The organism is Pseudoalteromonas rhizosphaerae (genome assembly GCF_902498845.1).
GTDB classification, from domain to species: Bacteria; Pseudomonadota; Gammaproteobacteria; order Enterobacterales; family Alteromonadaceae; genus Pseudoalteromonas; species Pseudoalteromonas rhizosphaerae.
Genome location: NZ_CABVLM010000006.1, coordinates 171237 through 187122, shown reverse-complemented (window position 1 = coordinate 187122; position 15886 = coordinate 171237). Strand labels below are relative to the sequence as shown.

Genomic DNA, 15886 nt, shown 5'->3' with positions numbered 1-15886 from the left:
ATGATGGGTAAGCTAATCCACAGCACTAAGTTATTAACCGTAGGGGGGGTGATCAGCATCCTCAGCGCATGCAGTATGACTAATGATGCAGCGCCAGTTGAGCCAGTCCAAAGCACGACTAGCCGATATGACCTTACTCAAATGCTAAAACAAGTACAAATGAATAGTGCCGAGCCATTAGATAGTGGTGCGCAGTTTTTTCCTAACAAGCATCATAAAACACTGGTTAATTACGTAGAGCAAATGGCGTTAGACTTAGTCGACACAATGCAAACAGAGCTTGATACTTCGATTGCCGTTACTTCATTTGTAGATTTAGATGCCAGCCTTAATAACAGCAGCCAATTAGGCAACCAGTTATCAGAGAGTTTTATTCATCAACTGCAAAAATTTGGTTATGGTATTGTTGACTTTAAAACCACCGATCAAATAACTATGAACCCACGTGGTGACTTTGTATTTTCACGCGATATAGAGCAGTTAGCGGATCAACGCATCGCCAGTCATGTGTTATCAGGCACCTTGATCTACCGCAGCAACGGTGTTGAAGTAAACGCCCGTATTATTGATATCACCAGCAAACGCGTAGTTGCCAGCAGCAACAAAATACTGCCTTATTACGTACTCAACAACGCCGATATTCACCTACAACGCGCGAGTATTAACTAGCATCGTTATAAAATCCATTTAACTGCTTGATTGTAAATAGGATAAACCGTTATAATTTTGCTATCAGCTATCAGCTATCAGCTATCAGCTATCAGCTATCAGCTATCAGCTATCAGCTATCAGCTATCAGCTATCAGCTATCAGAGTGGCCTCTTAGTTAAATGGATATAACGGCCCCCTCCTAAGGGGCAGTTGCAGGTTCGATTCCTGCAGGGGCTACCAATTAAATCAATGAGTTACGGTTTTAACCCTTGCTTCTCATCTTTCTGTGTAGCACATATGTAGCTCAAGCTGCGTATGTTTTGATAAATATATCTTCAGCTTGTTGTATATTTTGTTTGTATCCTTCATTGTCAGATTTTTTAATGAAACCTACTAAGAGAATATTCTTATTATTGTAAGTTCTATAAAGCATCCTAATCGCTCCTCCTGAAAAGGCACTGAATCTGACTTCCCATAGGCCTGGTGTTCCAACAATTAATTTAAACAGTGGCTCATTGCCTCTGAATTTACCCGCGAACCATAAGCCCTTTACTTTGAGTATGAGTTCACCATCATAGTAGCTTTGTAAGCACTCGGCGGTTTCCTCAACGATGTTTAAATTGCTGCCTAGTTTGATAGGTCTATCTTTTATCAATTCATCAGCCTCAGGTGTTTGCTTACTACATATTCACTGTAGTAGAGCGGGAGGACAATATACTCCTTTTCCAGTGGTGATGAGCCTTGCGTGCCTGTGAGTTTAATTGTTTTGATGGGCTGGCATTTATTTATGTACGATTGTAGTGATTTTGCTTTGGTGCGTTTACCACTTTTTACTTCGATAGGCAGTATGTTGCCTTCGTCATCAGAGACCACAAATTCGATCTCCGCTCTTGCATCACCCCATGAATATGTTGGGTCAATGCCTTGTGCAGCGAGCTCTTGTTGTACAAAGTTTTCGGCCACAAAGCCTTTGTATTCATAGCCTTGTTGTTTTATCTCTTTATACCCAATGTTTAGCATATGATTTAATAAGCCCACATCAAAAAGAAATAATTTAACTATATTGTCTTTTTTATATGCTGCTAATGGGCTTTTAGGTGTACCGTCAATAGGGTGGTTTTTGAGTATCAAGCGGCACTTATTTAACCAAGAAATAGCGCTTTCAAAATCACTATAGCGAGATTTTTTATCGTGCATCCCTTTAAATTTAAAGCGATTAATCGATTCATCTATCACTGATGATAGCTGTGCTGGAACATTATTAAATACAGCTTCGATTAAACCTGCATCTACTTTTCCTGAGTATTTGCTGAAGTCTCGTTGATAGCCCAGTACTAAATTTTTATGAATGTCTGTTACAGCTTGAACGCGGTCAATGATACTGTGATCAGATAAATCGAACCATGTACTTACAGCCTCTGGCATACCACCCGTAAAGTAATAATCAGTGAGTTTTGAGAATAATTTACTATGTGCTGCACTTGAGTTTGTTTGTGCTGCAAATGCCTTAATTAGAGCGGTTTCTTTCGAGGCGATCAGAAACTCACGAAATGTGAGAGGGCGCAGATTATGTTGCTCCACTTTACCTACAGGAAAGGAGTTTAATAATCCGATATTAGAACCACTGGCGGCAATATGCATATGCGGCGCTTGTTCAGCAAAGTATTTGAGGGACGTGACTGCTTTAGGGCATTCGCCTATTTCATCAAGGATCAGTAGATCTGTATTAGGGTCAAACGTTTTTCCTGTAAGTAGCTCTATATTAGATAGTACGTTTTCGGGGGATAACGAATCTGCGAATGCTTCACTCATTTGCGGGGACTCTAAAAAATCGATTCGAATCACGTTTGCAAAGGTACTGCCTAATAGAGTTTGTAATAAATAAGTTTTACCTGTTTGGCGAGCGCCATCAATTAATAAGGGTTTTCGTGCTGGCTTAGATTTCCAATCTAATAACTTTTCTAAAATTAATCGTTGCATGGCAGGTCTCGTATTACTCACTAGATGATTAATTACACTTTATTGCGCGAATAAATGCAAGTTTTTACACTTTTACGCGCTAATAAATGTGTTTTTTCACACTTTTATGCGCGAATAAGTGTGGTTTCCTTGTATAAATTAAATTGACTACTATTTTAAACGGTGATGTTTTACTTTGTTGTGCAGTAGCTTTTAAGGGATAGCGAAGATATGGCAATGCCTATTTCAGTCGATAACGCTGAACATTATAACTGGGGGCATAAGGGTGATAATTGTGATGGTTGGCATTTGGTGAAGAGTAGTGCATTGAATGTGATCCAAGAGCGAGTGCCGACGGGGAGCAGTCGCATAAGCATGAGTTTGCAGAGCAGTTCTTTTTTGTACTTAATGGGCAGGCGACTTTGTTACCGATATAAAGCCCGCAACAAGGCCTACATGTGCCAGCGGGGTTAGTGCATTAGTTATGCAACTACGCTGCGGACGAGCTGGTTTTATTGTTACCTCAACGCTGGGGAGAATATGCACCTTTGGCTCAGTATAATTATGTAAGCGAATACTATTGGTAAGTGCTCAGTTATATGGTGTTTTTCTTGAAAACCTGGAGTGGTGCAGCATCTTGGTCTAATATCAAGGAGCGGTTCACCACCTCAGGAAAGTTATTATCTGTGTTGATGATTTAACCGTCAGTACATGTTATTTCCACAGGCTATCAATGACTTAGTTTTGTATTATTCTTTAGTATGAATACTAAAGCCTTTTTTACCATTAACTAAATGGGGCTTTAATTGCATTTGTGGAATGGTGTAATCTCCAAAGTTCTGTTTTCTGTAGTTTATGGCTTGGGTTACCTCTAAGGTATTTACTCTTTCGATAATGGCTTGCTTGATCATCTCAAATTCAGTCTTTGCTGTTCTATCTGCTTGGTAGAAAACCAAGGGAGGCAAAACATCAAACCCTGGATAAAAAAGCATATTGTGGTTAATTGGAAACAACAAGTCATCGATTGAGCCATTTATCCCCATACTCGAATAGTGCTCTTGCCATCCACCGGCAGTGACAATAAGCATGGCTTTTTTACCTTGAAGTTTGCCTTCGCCAAACCTCTCTCCCCATTTAGTATCATTATGTTCACCAACACCATAGGCAAAACCATAAGAATAAACTCTATCAAACCAACCTTTTAAAATCGCTGGCATCGAATACCACCAAAGCGGAAATAAAAAAATAACAGTATCGGCCCATAGTAACTTTTCTTGTTCGAGTATCACATCAGCGCTAAGGCTGCCATTAGCCGTTGATATTCCCGACGCATGGGGCACTTTTAATCGAGAGCCTGCATCAAGCTCGCTAAAATCTTCTCTAGAGACTTCTGATTTCCAGTTTTGTGCATATAAATCTGAAATTTTTATATTGTATTTGGCTAAGTTAAGTTGCTCTTTAAGTATGTTTAAAATAGATCCATTAAGCGATTTTGGTTCTGGGTGTGCGTAAATAATTAAAACGTTCATACAAATACTCTAAGTTAAAAATGACATTATATGAGGTTTCATATAAATTATAATTATGGATTTATGTATATTAATTATTTGAAATATGAATAAAAAGAATTTATCACTAGATAGAATGCGTACATTCGTTAGGGTTGCTGAGTCTGGGAAGTTTTCAAAAGCGGCAAAAGAACTAGGTATTGCACAGCCAAGTGTGACAAGGCATATTGCTGAACTTGAAGAAGAGTTGCACTCCCCATTAATTACCAGAACTACACGCAGTTTAACTTTAACTTCTGAAGGAAAGATGTTTTACGATAAGTGTATTGAAATTCTAAACTTAGTAGAGAATCTAACGCAAACGGTAGGTAAAAACAGCTCTACAGAAGGAAAAATAAAAGTTTCTTGTACTGTGTCGTTGGGGGTTCTTTATTTTTGTAAAATCATTAATAAATTTCAGTCGATGAATCCAAATACGAATATTGAATTGAGTTTGACTGACGAGCGCATTGATTTGGTTAAAGACGATGTGGACATTGCAATTCGGTTGGGGCCTTTATCGGATAGTTCACTTAAATTAAAGGTGTTGGGTTATAGTGAACGACTATTTGTAAGTTCGCCTAGTTATCTAAACGACTTAGGGTACAGCCCAAAAATTAATGATTTAGCAAAGCTTGATTGCGTGCTAATGAAAAATATTATCAATAGCGAAAAGCTGAGTGTAACGAATAGAGGCAATGACGAAGTTATTGATATAAAATTAACTGGAAACTTAAAAGTTGATAACGGATTGGCAGTCAAACAGTTAGTAGCTGATGGGAGAGGGATTGCGCCGGTGCATAACTGGCTTGTAAACGATTATCTGTTATCAAACTCTTTGCTTGAAATTGTTAAAGACTATTCGCTACCAGCTGTGCAGCTAAGTTTGTTATATGTGCCGCAAAAAGCTGAGTTACTGAGGGTAAGAGCATTGATTGACTTTATTAGTGAGGAGTGTTTAAAAATACCAGGAATAAGCAAATAAGTGTCAGATTTTCGTATCATTCATTTTGATCTTCCACCGTAAATACCTAAATATGCCTTTAAATTAAATTAAATTAAGTTAACCGTTAGCTTTTAGAAATAGCTAGGAAAGGACCTATAATGAATGTGTACCAGCTTAGAAAACCGACAAATACCTATGATGTAATTGATCTCGATATAATGGAAATGGCAAAGCAGATAGTTAAAAACGCTAATGAGCCTATGAGTGATGCTATTATTCGTACAGTTATGAGCGATGTTCCTCAAGGAAACGTCACATTAACAGCATTATCTCCTCGTGGGTTTACATGTAAGCATCTCGAAAGAGCAAAAAAGCAGAATTATGACATTAATTTATACAGCTCTTTTTTAGTGTTAAACAAAACTGCCTACACATATTTAAGCGCTCCTTTAAGTGAATTTGGCGAATTTATTAACTTAAAGACTGATGGCGATAAATTATATTTATTCAACCCACTTACTTTTGCTCAAGAAGATTTGAGCTTGACAGAAAAAGCCTATCTGGATGGCTATGAAGATGAATTAAAGTCACTTGCATTCGATAAGGAGGATGTAAGAAATAAACTTATTTTTAAATCGAAATTGCAATCAGGCTTGTCACTTTACTGCACCGATGATTTTAAAGAATTAGTTAATGATAATAATTTATCTGGGTTAGTTTTTAATACTGACCTACTCACATATTTTTAAGTTGTAATGCTTACTCTGATTAATTTCCCTAGAGTGCTGCTCATTAGCCTTAACAATTTTTAATGAAATAAAAAGCCGTTGGATTAATAATGAAAAGACTAGCGCCTTACCAACGCTCTTAAAGCTTATGTTGGTAAGGTTTCGTTATTAATGACGCTAGCTTTTTACTGTAGTTATCATTTATTTTTTGAAAAATTATCTATGAATTTTTGAACATAAGGATCACAAGAGCCGTAACTTACAATAAATATATCAAGGTCTGCGTACTCGTATAGTTTCAAGGCGCGCTCAATGGCTTGTAAAATCCATTGTCTATCATTACCAAATACGCCACCACCAATAAGTGTTAGGTATACTTTATTGTTTCCTGTTTTTTGATAGTTCAAAATAGCAGAGCATATTGTTGCTTCGTAACAAGCCTCTAATATCAGTTTGGCAAAATTAGCCCATAACTTTGAAGGTATTTGTGAATATGCAACAGGAAGCGCTGAACAATAAACTTGGCTGACTGTTTGCTTTTGAGTATTTAGTGTCACCTCTGTATCCCATTGGATGCCAATGCGTAACAAAGCTTTTAATTTGTCGAGTTCAGATTCAGTCGTTGAGTTAATTTTTTCATTTATTTCTGTCAACCCCTGTTCAGATGCCAAAGCATAACCATTTTTCATTTGCCAAAGACGGTTATTTTTATTTCCTAATGCGGCACCAATGTCACTCAGGCAATCGATCTGATTATTAGCCGTTTGACCAATTTCACCATTTACGTTTGCAAAATAGTTTCGATAAATAGTTCCGGCACCTGCAGCTATAGCGCAAGCAGGTCCTTGAGTACGATCATACTCATAGCCATCGACACCATGCTCAGGTGTAACATCAGGAGAAACCATTTCTAAGAGGTTGAATTGTGAGGCAACTTGAAATAATGCGCCGACATTGTTCTTATCAGTATGAAGGTCTTGAACATTCGCAACGATTTCACGAATAGAGTTTTTTGTATCTAGCGCTTTATTATAATTAACGCGATTTCTTAATTCGGCTAATGATGGTGTTTCTAACAAGCCGCAATGATATTCCTTTGCATTAATATGAGATTTTAAAATATTACCGTTAACTGATAAATTTTTATGCACTTGTAACGGGGATTCTTCACTAAAGCCTGTCAGTTTTTCAAACCACATATAAAATTCCTTTTAGCTACTTGGCGAGCCTATAAAAAGGCTCGCTTTAATGTATTTTATTGAAATGCAGCCATAGCTGAATTCGTCTTTACTCAATTACTTACTATGCGCCAATATAGAGCTATTTATTAAAAACTAACGCTCTTGTAACATACGCTCAAATTCTGCCATCGCTAATTGCTCTGCTTCGTTACGGCTGGCAATCATTGTTTCAAAATCGGTTTCAATAGTTGCTAAAACAGCGGGCGGATTCATGCGTTTAATGCGTGAAAATTGCTCATCTTCAGTTTCATCGTAAGCGAGTATGGCAAGCGTGATTGAGTTTCGCTCTACACCTTCTGAAAATACACCTTCGTTATCTAAGCGAATTAACACGCGCTCTAAGGTTGATAACCATGCTTGCCAATATTTTTGGATTTCTTCATCACTGACTATTTCATAGCTATCGTCATTGTCGAGTGTTTGTAGAATTTCACTACTGTGTTCAAAATATTCTGAGTAATCTTCTAATGATGGAAAGTCACTGACGTTCCATTTAGCGAGTAAACGGTCATCTTCTTCGCAGTCATATTCGTCTTCAAATGTGCTTTGAAAATCAGTATGAGTATTGAACATAGGTAAAAATGAACAGCTACCAGAGTGATAAAAACCGATTACATAAATATCATCACCCAAGTCAGCTAAAATTTGCTTGAATGCTTTTTTACTATCTAAATATAACGCTTCTTCAAAAGTAGAAAAGTCAGTTCCCATGTAATCATTCCTTGTAAAAAATTAATAATTTGGCAGTTTATCATACGTAATAAAGCCAATTAATTAAATTAACTGGCTTTTTATTATTTATGCCCCAGGGCCACATTCCATACATTGGTTAATGATATCTGGGCCAAATTTCAGCTTAGCGTTTAAATCACGCAGTGCGGTACGTAGGCCTTCTTCTATCACTGGGTGATAAAATGGCATGTCGAGCATTTGTGGTACAGTCATTTTGTTTTGTACAGCCCATGCCAGTAGGTGGGCGATATGCTCAGCTTGTGGGCCAATAAACTCAGCACCTAAAAATAAGCCTGTGCCTTGCTCTGCGTATAAACGCATATGACCTTTATTTTTCAGCATCACGCGGCTGCGGCCTTGGTTTTCAAAGCTGACCTCGCCAATTTCAAAACAACCACACTCACCATAACGAGCCGTTATTTGCTTGTACGTTTCACCGACCATAGCAATTTGTGGGTCGCTGAAAACGGCTGCAATTGGCGCTCGGCGCAGGCCAATACGTACATCAGGGAAACGCCCCGCGTTTTGCCCTGCGATGGAGCCTTGGTCGCTCGCTTCGTGCAGTAGTGGGATCATGTTACTGGCGTCCCCAGCAATAAATATATTGGAGTCGCCACATTGCATTGTGTGTTTATCAGCGATTGGTACGCCACGTTCATCAAGCTCAATGCCGGTGTTTTCAAGACCGAGTTTATCGGTGTTTGGTACGCGGCCCGTCGCGGCAAGTACGTAATCAAATTGCTCGGTTTGTTTGTTGCCGTTTTTGTCGACATAGGTAAGCTGCGCTTTATCGCCTACTTGTTTCATATCGGATACGTTTGAATCGGTATCGACAAAAAACTCTTCAGCAAATACAGTATTTGCGTAGTCTTTTATAACTGGGTCGGTAATTGGGCCAATCGCGCCACCCACACCAAATAGTTTTACCTTAACACCTAAGCGGTGTAGCGCTTGGCCAATTTCGAGACCAATAACACCAGGGCCAAATACAGCAACTGACTCTGGCAAGTCTTGCCAATCGAAAACGTCATCGTTAATGATCAGTCTGTCGCCAAAGTTATTAAATACCCCAGGGTATGAAGGGCGAGAGCCGGTAGCAATTACAAAGCGCTTAGCGGTAATAATTGTATGGTCGTCAATCTGTACGCGATTGGCATCTAAAAATTTTGCGTAGCCTACTATTTTATCATCGCTTGGAATGTCATCGACGGCTTCTACTACAAAACCTACGAAGCGGTCACGCTCATTGCGCACGCGTGCCATTACTTCAACACCGTTTATGCTTGGTTTTGAGCTGTGCACACCAAAGGCTGGCGCGGCTTCAATTGCATGGGCGGCTTCTGCGGCGGCAATAAGTAATTTACTTGGCATACAGCCAACACGCGCACAGGTTGTACCGTATGGGCCTGCTTCAATCATTAATACGTTAGACGTGTGTTGTTTTGCATTGCGGTAAGCGCTTAAACCTGCGGTGCCAGCACCGATTACAACAACGTCTGTGTTTAGTTCTTTCATGGTGATGTCCTCAATACCAATTTTATTAAAAAACTGGTTTTTAAATTAGTTAATAAAATAGGTATTTAAAATGGGTATTTAAAAAGGGTATGGATAGGGGCATTGCTGCCCCTTATTATTTGCTTAAGGTATTTACTTAATTAAGCAAAGTATTTTTCTAAATCGTCAGAGCCACCAATGTGCTTACCGCCGATAAATACTTGTGGTACGGTCTCACGGCCTGAAATTGCTTTTAGGCTAGTCAGTGATGCGCCAGCACCCATAGTGATCTCTTCGTATACTAGGCCTTTCTCTGTTAATAATGCTTTCGCTTTTTTACAGAAAGGGCAGCCAGGTTTAGTGAAAATGCTCACCGGCTCTGGTTTAACTTGTTTAGGGTTGATGTAATCAAGCATAGTGTCTGCATCTGATACTTCAAACGGGTCGCCAGGTAAATCTGGTTCGATGAACATTTTTTCAATTACGCCATCTTTAACCAGCATAGAGTATCTCCAGCTGCGTTTGCCAAAACCTAAATCGTTTTTATCAACTAACATGCCCATGCCGTCAGTGAATTCGCCGTTACCGTCTGGTAATAAGGTAATGTTTTGTGCTTCTTGATGCTCAGCCCATGCATTCATTACAAAGGTATCGTTTACTGATACACACACAATGTCGTCAACGCCGTTTTGTTTAAGTACACCAGCTAATTCGTTGTAGCGTGGTAAGTGAGTTGATGAACAGGTTGGTGTAAATGCACCGGGTAGTGAAAACACAACCACTGTTTTACCTTTAAAAATGTCATCGGTAGTTACTGATTTCCATTCGTCATTTTGACGTGTTGCAAATGTAACCTGTGGAATTGTTTGACCTTCAATATTCTTTAACATGTTTTTTAGTTCCTCTTGATTTGTTGATAGCCATTATGTCGTGAAAGTTATAATAGCTCCAATCGTTTGTTTATATTAGTATGATAGGTATTACCGATTAATTGTGAGTTTGCAGTGAATTTAAAAGATCTTGAATACGTAAAAGCGATTGCGCACTTTAAGCATTTTCGTAAAGCCGCCGATGCATGTTTTGTCAGTCAACCCACTCTCAGTGGACAGGTTAAAAAACTTGAACAAGAGCTGGGTGTTACTTTATTTGACCGCTCTACTAAGCAGGTTACTTTAACGGCTCAAGGTGAACGTTTGTTGACACAGATCAAAGTGATCTTAGAGCAAACCCAAATATTAAAAGAGCTAGCAGCAACGTCATCGTCGCCACTACAAGGTAAAGTAAGAATAGGCATTATTCCAACGATTGCACCGTATTTATTACCCACCTTACTCACCTCGATGAAAGAAGCGTTTGCTGATAGCCAATTTGCTTTTGTTGAGATGCAAACCGCGACTATATTAAGCGCACTGGATAACGGTGAGTTAGATATTGCTATATTAGCAGATGTGCCTGAACTTAAACTTTATCATACAGTTAAATTATATAAAGAAGACTTTCTGGTCGCTATGTCAGCGCAAAATAGTTTAGCAAAACGCAGTAAAATAGCGTTAGATGAGCTACAAGAGTGCAGTTTATTGATGCTCAGCGATGGTCATTGTTTTAAAGATCAAGCCCAGCAATTTTGTTTTGCCGCTGGGGTTGATGTGTCCAATGAGTACCGAGGTAATAGCTTAGAAACCTTATTAGCATTGGTGGCTATGGATGATGGGGTAACCTTCGTGCCTAAGCTTGCGTGCACAGAGCGCGCAGGTATTAGCTACTTGCCAATCTTCCCAACTCAACAGCGAAGTGTAGTGTTGGCCTGTCGTAAACATTACCCGCATTTAGCGGGCATTGAATTACTTGCTAATTGGCTTATTGAGCACCCAAGCTTACACCAACAATTGACTAAGGCTCTAAATTAGTCAGTTCTACTACATCATTTATTTGAATATTAGGCAGTGGTTGTTGGTCAATACTGACGGCAACCGCACTTTGTTGATATACCTGCTCAACTTGTATTTGATTGAGCGTGGTGATCAGGTGTGGCATTTTATTTCCCGCTGCATCCGTTAAATAGTTATGATGTGCAATATTTAAGCGTTGGCCTTTTTCAATACCATGGGCTTTGCCTAAATTAATGATTAGCTTATTGTTTTCTATATGTAATATTTTACCTTGGGTTTCAAGGCAAGCCATTGCGGCTTGTAAGTCGTAACTAACGGTTTGGTTTATGTCGGCTATATTTTGGCCGTAATCTGAACTCCAAAATTTATCACTAAACACGTCAATAATTGCAGTTTTTTCAAATGGCCAGATAGCTTGACTGCGATAACTTTTTTGCCACATTCGCTCGTAAGTGGTGCCATCAAATAAGGCAAAATCTATTTTATATGAACGTTGGTAGGTTTCGTCCTGCCAAAAAGCATAACTGTTATTGAGTTTATCGCCATTTGAGATATCAACAATTTGACTTAACAATACATACTGAGAATTACTGCGGCTCGATATTTCTTCTAATAGGGCATTACTGTAATCGTATTGTTGATTAAAAAATTCGCCAACGCGGATCGGAAAATTAAAATAAGCCGTTGGTTTAGCATTCATAGCCGATTGATTTAACGTTTTGTAGAGTGCTTCGCTGGTGGCTTTATTAATGTCAAATATTTGACCCATCTTCGCTTGTTCGCGATTATTTAATTGTGTTTGGGTGATCGCAACAAATTTAGTAAATTGGTTCGCAGGGCAGTGTTCTTGTTGAGGGAAGATATCCAAGCGCAAAGTAATTGCAAATTGATCGGCTTTACGATCTTCGCTGATCATCTCTATCTTTTGAATTTCGCCATGGCTGTTTATTTTTAGCTGATCTTGGGTTAACACCCCATCTACTAAGGTCTGCATTGAGCTGACGCGTGCCCCTGAGAACACTAAAGCTTGGGTGATAGCATCTTTTATTGCCGCCGATTTTGCCGCACTGATATCATTATTTTTAATGCTTGCATGGCCGGTTGATTCATACCATTGGGCAACTGTATGGGAGGAAAATAGACTAATACTTAGCCAACTGCTGGCGATTACTACCACTGATAAAATTCGCTTCATTACCCTAACCCCATGAATATACATTTGCTATTAACAGTGACAGAGCAAGGACTGTACCAATTGTTTTGCAAGGTTGCTTTAAAACCGTCATAGCAGTTAATTATGGCATTGATCGTGCATTGATTTAGTTATTAATGACTCTTTTAAAGCGTGAGAGAAGCCATGCGTATTGTGATTTCAATTTGTATATTAGCAAGCTTAGGTCTAGCTGGCTGTAGCAGTATTTTTGATAAACATGTGGAATATAAGTATATTGAGCCAGATAACTACCCAATTCTAAAAGCCGTGGGTTATGCGCCGATCAGTGCGCAACCGGGTGATAACCAATCACAACGCTCATTAATGGCGATTAAAGCATCAAAACTAGAAGCGTATCGTGAGCTGGCAGAGCAAGTATATGGGCAAAAAATTACCGCAGGCACCACAGTGCAAGGCAGTATTGCACAAAACGATCACTTGCAAGGGCAAGTACAAGGGATTATTAAAGGCGCACAAGTAATTAAAACCTATGCCGTAGGTGATACCTATGCCACTGAGTTACAACTTGATATGAAGCGGGTGCATGACTTGTACATAGGTGAAATTAAACCACGCGAAGTTAAAAAAGTAACTTATTACTAAAACGCTTGATCTAATAAATTAGTTGTTAGTTATGTTAGTAACTAACAAAAGACACGCTAAAATATCTCACAGTGAATACTTCAGTGCTATGCTTTATTTAATGTTTTTTATTGAATAAAGCTTGTGGCACGTAAAAAAATAACTCGGTTTTTATTAATATACTTATGGTCGCGTCAGTGAGCGTTTTGCACTTTGGCTGCGTGCTTTTGCGAAAGTTTAGTAACTGCCCGTTACTGCATTTTGCGCTATTGTTTATATTAGTTACCAGTGTGGTTTTTGCCGATCGTCTCCCCATCCAGTTTAATGTCTTTTTAGAAAAAATGAACCTGCAATTTGGACCAACGCGCGTAGCGGTAGCACGTAATTGGCAAACGATGTTGGTTCAGTCACAGAATCAAACTGAGCAACAAAAAATCTTAATCGTAAATGATTTTTTTGCTCGCAACTTACGCTATCGTACTGATATTGAGCTATGGCAGCAAAATGATTACTGGGCAACGCCACTTGAAACATTAGGCAAAGGCCTTGGTGACTGCGAAGATTATGCGATTGCTAAATATATTAGTCTGCGAGTACTAGGCATTGAAGATGATAAGTTACGTTTGATCTACGTTAAAGCACAGATCGGCGGTCCTAACTCAAAACAAACTCAGGCGCATATGGTGTTGGGGTATTTTGTTACTCCTAATGCACAACCGCTGATATTAGATAGTTTAATAACAAAAGTACTGCCTGCCGCTAAACGCACCGATCTAAGCCCCGTTTTTAGTTTTAACAGCCAAGGCTTGTGGGCGAACAACTCAACCCAAAGTGTTGCCAATCCAACTGCTAGGTTATCTCGCTGGCGACGAATTATTGAACAAACACAACAAGAAGGAATTATCTGGTGATGTCATTTATGTCCTTATTTAAACGTGAAAGTAAGATCACTTTACGCCAAGAACTGTGGTTGGCTATTTTAGTGGTCATAATTATTGGTTTCGTCAGTAGTGTACTCATTAGTACGTATTCGGCTAAACAGTATTTTTCTTCTCAGTTGTATTTAAAAAATATTGATAATGCTAATGGCTTGGCTTTAATGCTCAGTCAGCTGCATAAAGATCATGTTGAATTAGAGCTACTTATTTCTGCTACTTTTGATACAGGGCACTACCAACGTATTGAATTGCAGGACCCGCAAGGTGAACCGATCGTAAAACGAGTATTTAGTGGTGAATTTGATACATCGGCGCCACTTTGGTTTCATCATCTTTATCAATTACATGTGATGCCAGGCGTTGCGCAAGTGAGCGATGGCTGGCAGCAGTTTGGTACTTTATATGTAGAAAGCCATAGTCAATACACAGAGCAAGCGCTATGGGAGAGCGCGATTCGATTATTCTGGAGTTTTTTTATGGTGGCGATTACCGCATGTATAGCGAGTGCTCATTTTTTAAGTCGAATTTTACGCCCGTTAGATGATGTTGTGCAGCAAGCAAATGCGCTAGGTGATAAACGTTTTATTAAATCTAAAGTACCAAAAACGTATGAATTTGCTCGGTTAGTTAGTTCGATGAATCTTCTGTCAACGCGCTTTAGTCGTATTATTAAAGAAGATAATAAACGCTTAGAGGAGTTTCGTTTTAAAAGCCAGCACGATGAATTAACTGGCTTGGCGAATCGAGAGTATTTTTGTGCCACTTTAGAAGCACAATTGGAGCAATCAAAAGAACATGCTCATGGCGCGTTATTTTTATTTCGTATTGTCAATCTTGACCTGATCAGTGAGCAAATCAATCGTGTTGAGATGGTGGCTTTTTTACGCCGCTTTACACAAACATTGGTCGCTTTTTTAGAAGCCAATGAAGATCGTTTTTCAGCAAGTCATATTGCCCGTATGTCTCATAGCGATTTTGCGGTATTGGTAAATGACACTGATGATATCGAAAGTCTGAGTTCGAAGGTACTTAAACAACATGCAGTTTTACTGGCAGAATACAGTCATATTGGTTTAACTATCCCACACAGTTGTAGTTATATAGAGCGTGAAGATAGCCGTTTTACATTATTAAAACGGGTCGATAATTTATTAAAAGCCGCCGTGGCAGAGCCGACAATACAGGTTCAAATTAATAATAATAAGCAGCGCAATGAATTATTTTCTGACGCTGCTAGTTGGCGTGAGGCGATTGAGCGCGCGTTAGATAATAATGATTTAGATGTGTTGCTTTATCCGGTTAAATCTTTTTCGGGTAAGTTATTACAAAACCAAGTGAGCTTGAGTTTATTGCTCAATGGTGAACTTTATCGCAGTGGTTATTATTGGCAATGGGCAAAACGATTGAAGTTACTTGCTCGACTAGATTGGGGACTGATCAAATATTTGGTAAGGGCATTTGAGCAACGCGAAGATTTAAATATTATTTCGATCGAGTTGTCACAAGAAACATTACTCGATGATGCCGCGCTTGCAGCAATATTGACCTACTTAAATGCATTTCCAAAGTTAGCAGCGCATATTTGCTTTGATGTGCGTGAAAGTATTGCGGTTTCGGAGTTTGCGCTATTTAAACGTTTTTGTGTTCAGGTGAAAAGTATGGGCGCTAAAGTGGCACTGAAAAGAGTCGGTCCTGAATTTAATAAAATTAACAAAATTCAAGAGTTAGGTCTCGAAATGATAAAGATTGATAGCGTCTACGGGCACAATATTAGTTACAGCCAAGACAACCAGACTTTTTTAAGAGGCGTGTGTTCGCTTGCGCATTCAATTGGGATCAAAGTGATTGCCGAAGGTGTGAAAAATCCTGAAGATAAAAAGACCCTACAAGAGTTAGGGTTTGATGGCATTATTGTTCAACCACCAGTAGAAGACGAGCATTTACATTAGTTCAGGTTAGTTAGGTT

15 protein-coding genes and 1 tRNA gene are annotated in these 15886 nt (G+C 39.0%); 8 read left to right on the top strand and 8 right to left on the bottom strand.

The window, feature by feature from the left end; genetic code table 11:
- The first annotated feature begins 3 nt into the window (after positions 1 to 3).
- Positions 4 to 669, top strand: a complete 666-nt coding sequence (locus PSR9079_RS11295; protein WP_404699682.1) for a FlgO family outer membrane protein — start codon at positions 4 to 6, stop codon at positions 667 to 669.
- A 147-nt stretch (positions 670 to 816) separates the two neighbouring features.
- A tRNA-Arg gene (locus PSR9079_RS11290) sits at positions 817 to 891 on the top strand.
- Between the two features lie 64 nt (positions 892 to 955).
- Here PSR9079_RS11290 and PSR9079_RS11285 read toward each other — a convergent pair.
- From PSR9079_RS11285 to PSR9079_RS11270, 3 genes are all read right to left on the bottom strand, one after another.
- Positions 956 to 1306 (bottom strand): type II toxin-antitoxin system RelE/ParE family toxin, encoded by a 351-nt coding sequence (locus PSR9079_RS11285; RefSeq protein WP_179959174.1) that lies wholly within the window; start codon positions 1304 to 1306, stop codon positions 956 to 958.
- A complete protein-coding gene (locus tag PSR9079_RS11280) occupies positions 1303 to 2631 on the bottom strand; it encodes an ATP-binding protein (RefSeq protein ID WP_149981639.1) in 1329 nt (442 codons plus the stop codon). Before PSR9079_RS11280 ends, PSR9079_RS11285 begins: the two co-directional genes overlap by 4 nt.
- 728 nt (positions 2632 to 3359) lie before the next feature.
- The gene (locus PSR9079_RS11270) at positions 3360 to 4139 is read right to left on the bottom strand and encodes an NAD(P)H-dependent oxidoreductase (protein ID WP_149981637.1); all 780 of its coding nucleotides are present in this window, start codon (positions 4137 to 4139) and stop codon (positions 3360 to 3362) included.
- Positions 4140 to 4224: 85 nt separating this feature from the next.
- On the opposite strand from PSR9079_RS11270, the gene PSR9079_RS11265 reads away from it, so the two are divergent.
- Together PSR9079_RS11265 and PSR9079_RS11260 are read left to right on the top strand one after the other, a co-directional pair.
- Positions 4225 to 5142 carry a LysR family transcriptional regulator gene (locus PSR9079_RS11265; RefSeq protein ID WP_149981635.1) on the top strand — a complete coding sequence of 306 codons (918 nt, stop codon included), beginning with the start codon at positions 4225 to 4227 and terminating at the stop codon, positions 5140 to 5142.
- 119 nt (positions 5143 to 5261) lie between these two features.
- Positions 5262 to 5852, top strand: coding sequence for a hypothetical protein (locus tag PSR9079_RS11260; protein WP_149981633.1), 591 nt, complete (start codon positions 5262 to 5264; stop codon positions 5850 to 5852).
- Positions 5853 to 6028: 176 nt separating this feature from the next.
- Here PSR9079_RS11260 and PSR9079_RS11255 read toward each other — a convergent pair whose 3' ends face one another.
- The 4 genes from PSR9079_RS11255 to PSR9079_RS11240 all read right to left on the bottom strand — a co-directional run bounded on the left by PSR9079_RS11255 (position 6029) and on the right by PSR9079_RS11240 (position 10188).
- Entirely contained in the window at positions 6029 to 7030 is a 1002-nt protein-coding gene (locus PSR9079_RS11255; RefSeq protein WP_149981630.1) for a hypothetical protein, read from the bottom strand.
- Between the two features lie 135 nt (positions 7031 to 7165).
- Positions 7166 to 7783, bottom strand: coding sequence for a DUF4303 domain-containing protein (locus PSR9079_RS11250; protein ID WP_149981627.1), 618 nt, complete (start codon positions 7781 to 7783; stop codon positions 7166 to 7168).
- 87 nt (positions 7784 to 7870) lie between these two features.
- Complete coding sequence (locus PSR9079_RS11245; RefSeq protein ID WP_149981624.1) at positions 7871 to 9319, bottom strand: dihydrolipoyl dehydrogenase; 1449 nt, start codon at positions 9317 to 9319, stop codon at positions 7871 to 7873.
- Positions 9320 to 9459: 140 nt separating this feature from the next.
- Complete coding sequence (locus tag PSR9079_RS11240) at positions 9460 to 10188, bottom strand: glutathione peroxidase (RefSeq protein ID WP_149981621.1); 729 nt, start codon at positions 10186 to 10188, stop codon at positions 9460 to 9462.
- Between the two features lie 114 nt (positions 10189 to 10302).
- On the opposite strand from PSR9079_RS11240, the gene PSR9079_RS11235 reads away from it, so the two are divergent.
- Positions 10303 to 11205 (top strand): LysR substrate-binding domain-containing protein, encoded by a 903-nt coding sequence (locus PSR9079_RS11235; RefSeq protein ID WP_149981619.1) that lies wholly within the window; start codon positions 10303 to 10305, stop codon positions 11203 to 11205.
- Here the strand turns inward: PSR9079_RS11235 and PSR9079_RS11230 are convergent.
- Positions 11189 to 12382 (bottom strand): flagellar assembly protein FlgT, encoded by a 1194-nt coding sequence (locus tag PSR9079_RS11230; protein ID WP_149981617.1) that lies wholly within the window; start codon positions 12380 to 12382, stop codon positions 11189 to 11191. The two genes, PSR9079_RS11235 and PSR9079_RS11230, sit on opposite strands and share 17 nt — an antisense overlap.
- A 162-nt stretch (positions 12383 to 12544) precedes the next feature.
- Between PSR9079_RS11230 and PSR9079_RS11225 the strand changes: the two genes are divergently transcribed.
- The 3 genes from PSR9079_RS11225 to PSR9079_RS11215 all read left to right on the top strand — a co-directional run bounded on the left by PSR9079_RS11225 (position 12545) and on the right by PSR9079_RS11215 (position 15869).
- Entirely contained in the window at positions 12545 to 13003 is a 459-nt protein-coding gene (locus tag PSR9079_RS11225; RefSeq protein ID WP_145239567.1) for an LPP20 family lipoprotein, read from the top strand.
- Positions 13004 to 13203: 200 nt separating this feature from the next.
- Positions 13204 to 13893 carry a transglutaminase-like cysteine peptidase gene (locus PSR9079_RS11220; protein ID WP_182740707.1) on the top strand — a complete coding sequence of 230 codons (690 nt, stop codon included), beginning with the start codon at positions 13204 to 13206 and terminating at the stop codon, positions 13891 to 13893.
- On the top strand, positions 13893 to 15869 hold the full coding sequence (locus PSR9079_RS11215; protein ID WP_246175532.1) for a bifunctional diguanylate cyclase/phosphodiesterase: 1977 nt from the start codon (positions 13893 to 13895) through the stop codon (positions 15867 to 15869). The genes PSR9079_RS11220 and PSR9079_RS11215 overlap by 1 nt, the downstream gene beginning before the upstream one ends.
- Positions 15870 to 15886 lie beyond the last annotated feature (17 nt).

Coding starts and splice junctions, on each gene's coding strand:
- PSR9079_RS11295 (WP_404699682.1), top strand. CDS start 4: ATGGGTAAGCTAATCCACAGCACTAAGTTATTAACCGTAGGGGGGGTG.
- PSR9079_RS11280 (WP_149981639.1), bottom strand. CDS start 2,631: ATGCAACGATTAATTTTAGAAAAGTTATTAGATTGGAAATCTAAGCCA.
- PSR9079_RS11270 (WP_149981637.1), bottom strand. CDS start 4,139: ATGAACGTTTTAATTATTTACGCACACCCAGAACCAAAATCGCTTAAT.
- PSR9079_RS11265 (WP_149981635.1), top strand. CDS start 4,225: ATGAATAAAAAGAATTTATCACTAGATAGAATGCGTACATTCGTTAGG.
- PSR9079_RS11260 (WP_149981633.1), top strand. CDS start 5,262: ATGAATGTGTACCAGCTTAGAAAACCGACAAATACCTATGATGTAATT.
- PSR9079_RS11255 (WP_149981630.1), bottom strand. CDS start 7,030: ATGTGGTTTGAAAAACTGACAGGCTTTAGTGAAGAATCCCCGTTACAA.
- PSR9079_RS11250 (WP_149981627.1), bottom strand. CDS start 7,783: ATGGGAACTGACTTTTCTACTTTTGAAGAAGCGTTATATTTAGATAGT.
- PSR9079_RS11245 (WP_149981624.1), bottom strand. CDS start 9,319: ATGAAAGAACTAAACACAGACGTTGTTGTAATCGGTGCTGGCACCGCA.
- PSR9079_RS11240 (WP_149981621.1), bottom strand. CDS start 10,188: ATGTTAAAGAATATTGAAGGTCAAACAATTCCACAGGTTACATTTGCA.
- PSR9079_RS11230 (WP_149981617.1), bottom strand. CDS start 12,382: ATGAAGCGAATTTTATCAGTGGTAGTAATCGCCAGCAGTTGGCTAAGT.
- PSR9079_RS11225 (WP_145239567.1), top strand. CDS start 12,545: ATGCGTATTGTGATTTCAATTTGTATATTAGCAAGCTTAGGTCTAGCT.
- PSR9079_RS11215 (WP_246175532.1), top strand. CDS start 13,893: ATGTCATTTATGTCCTTATTTAAACGTGAAAGTAAGATCACTTTACGC.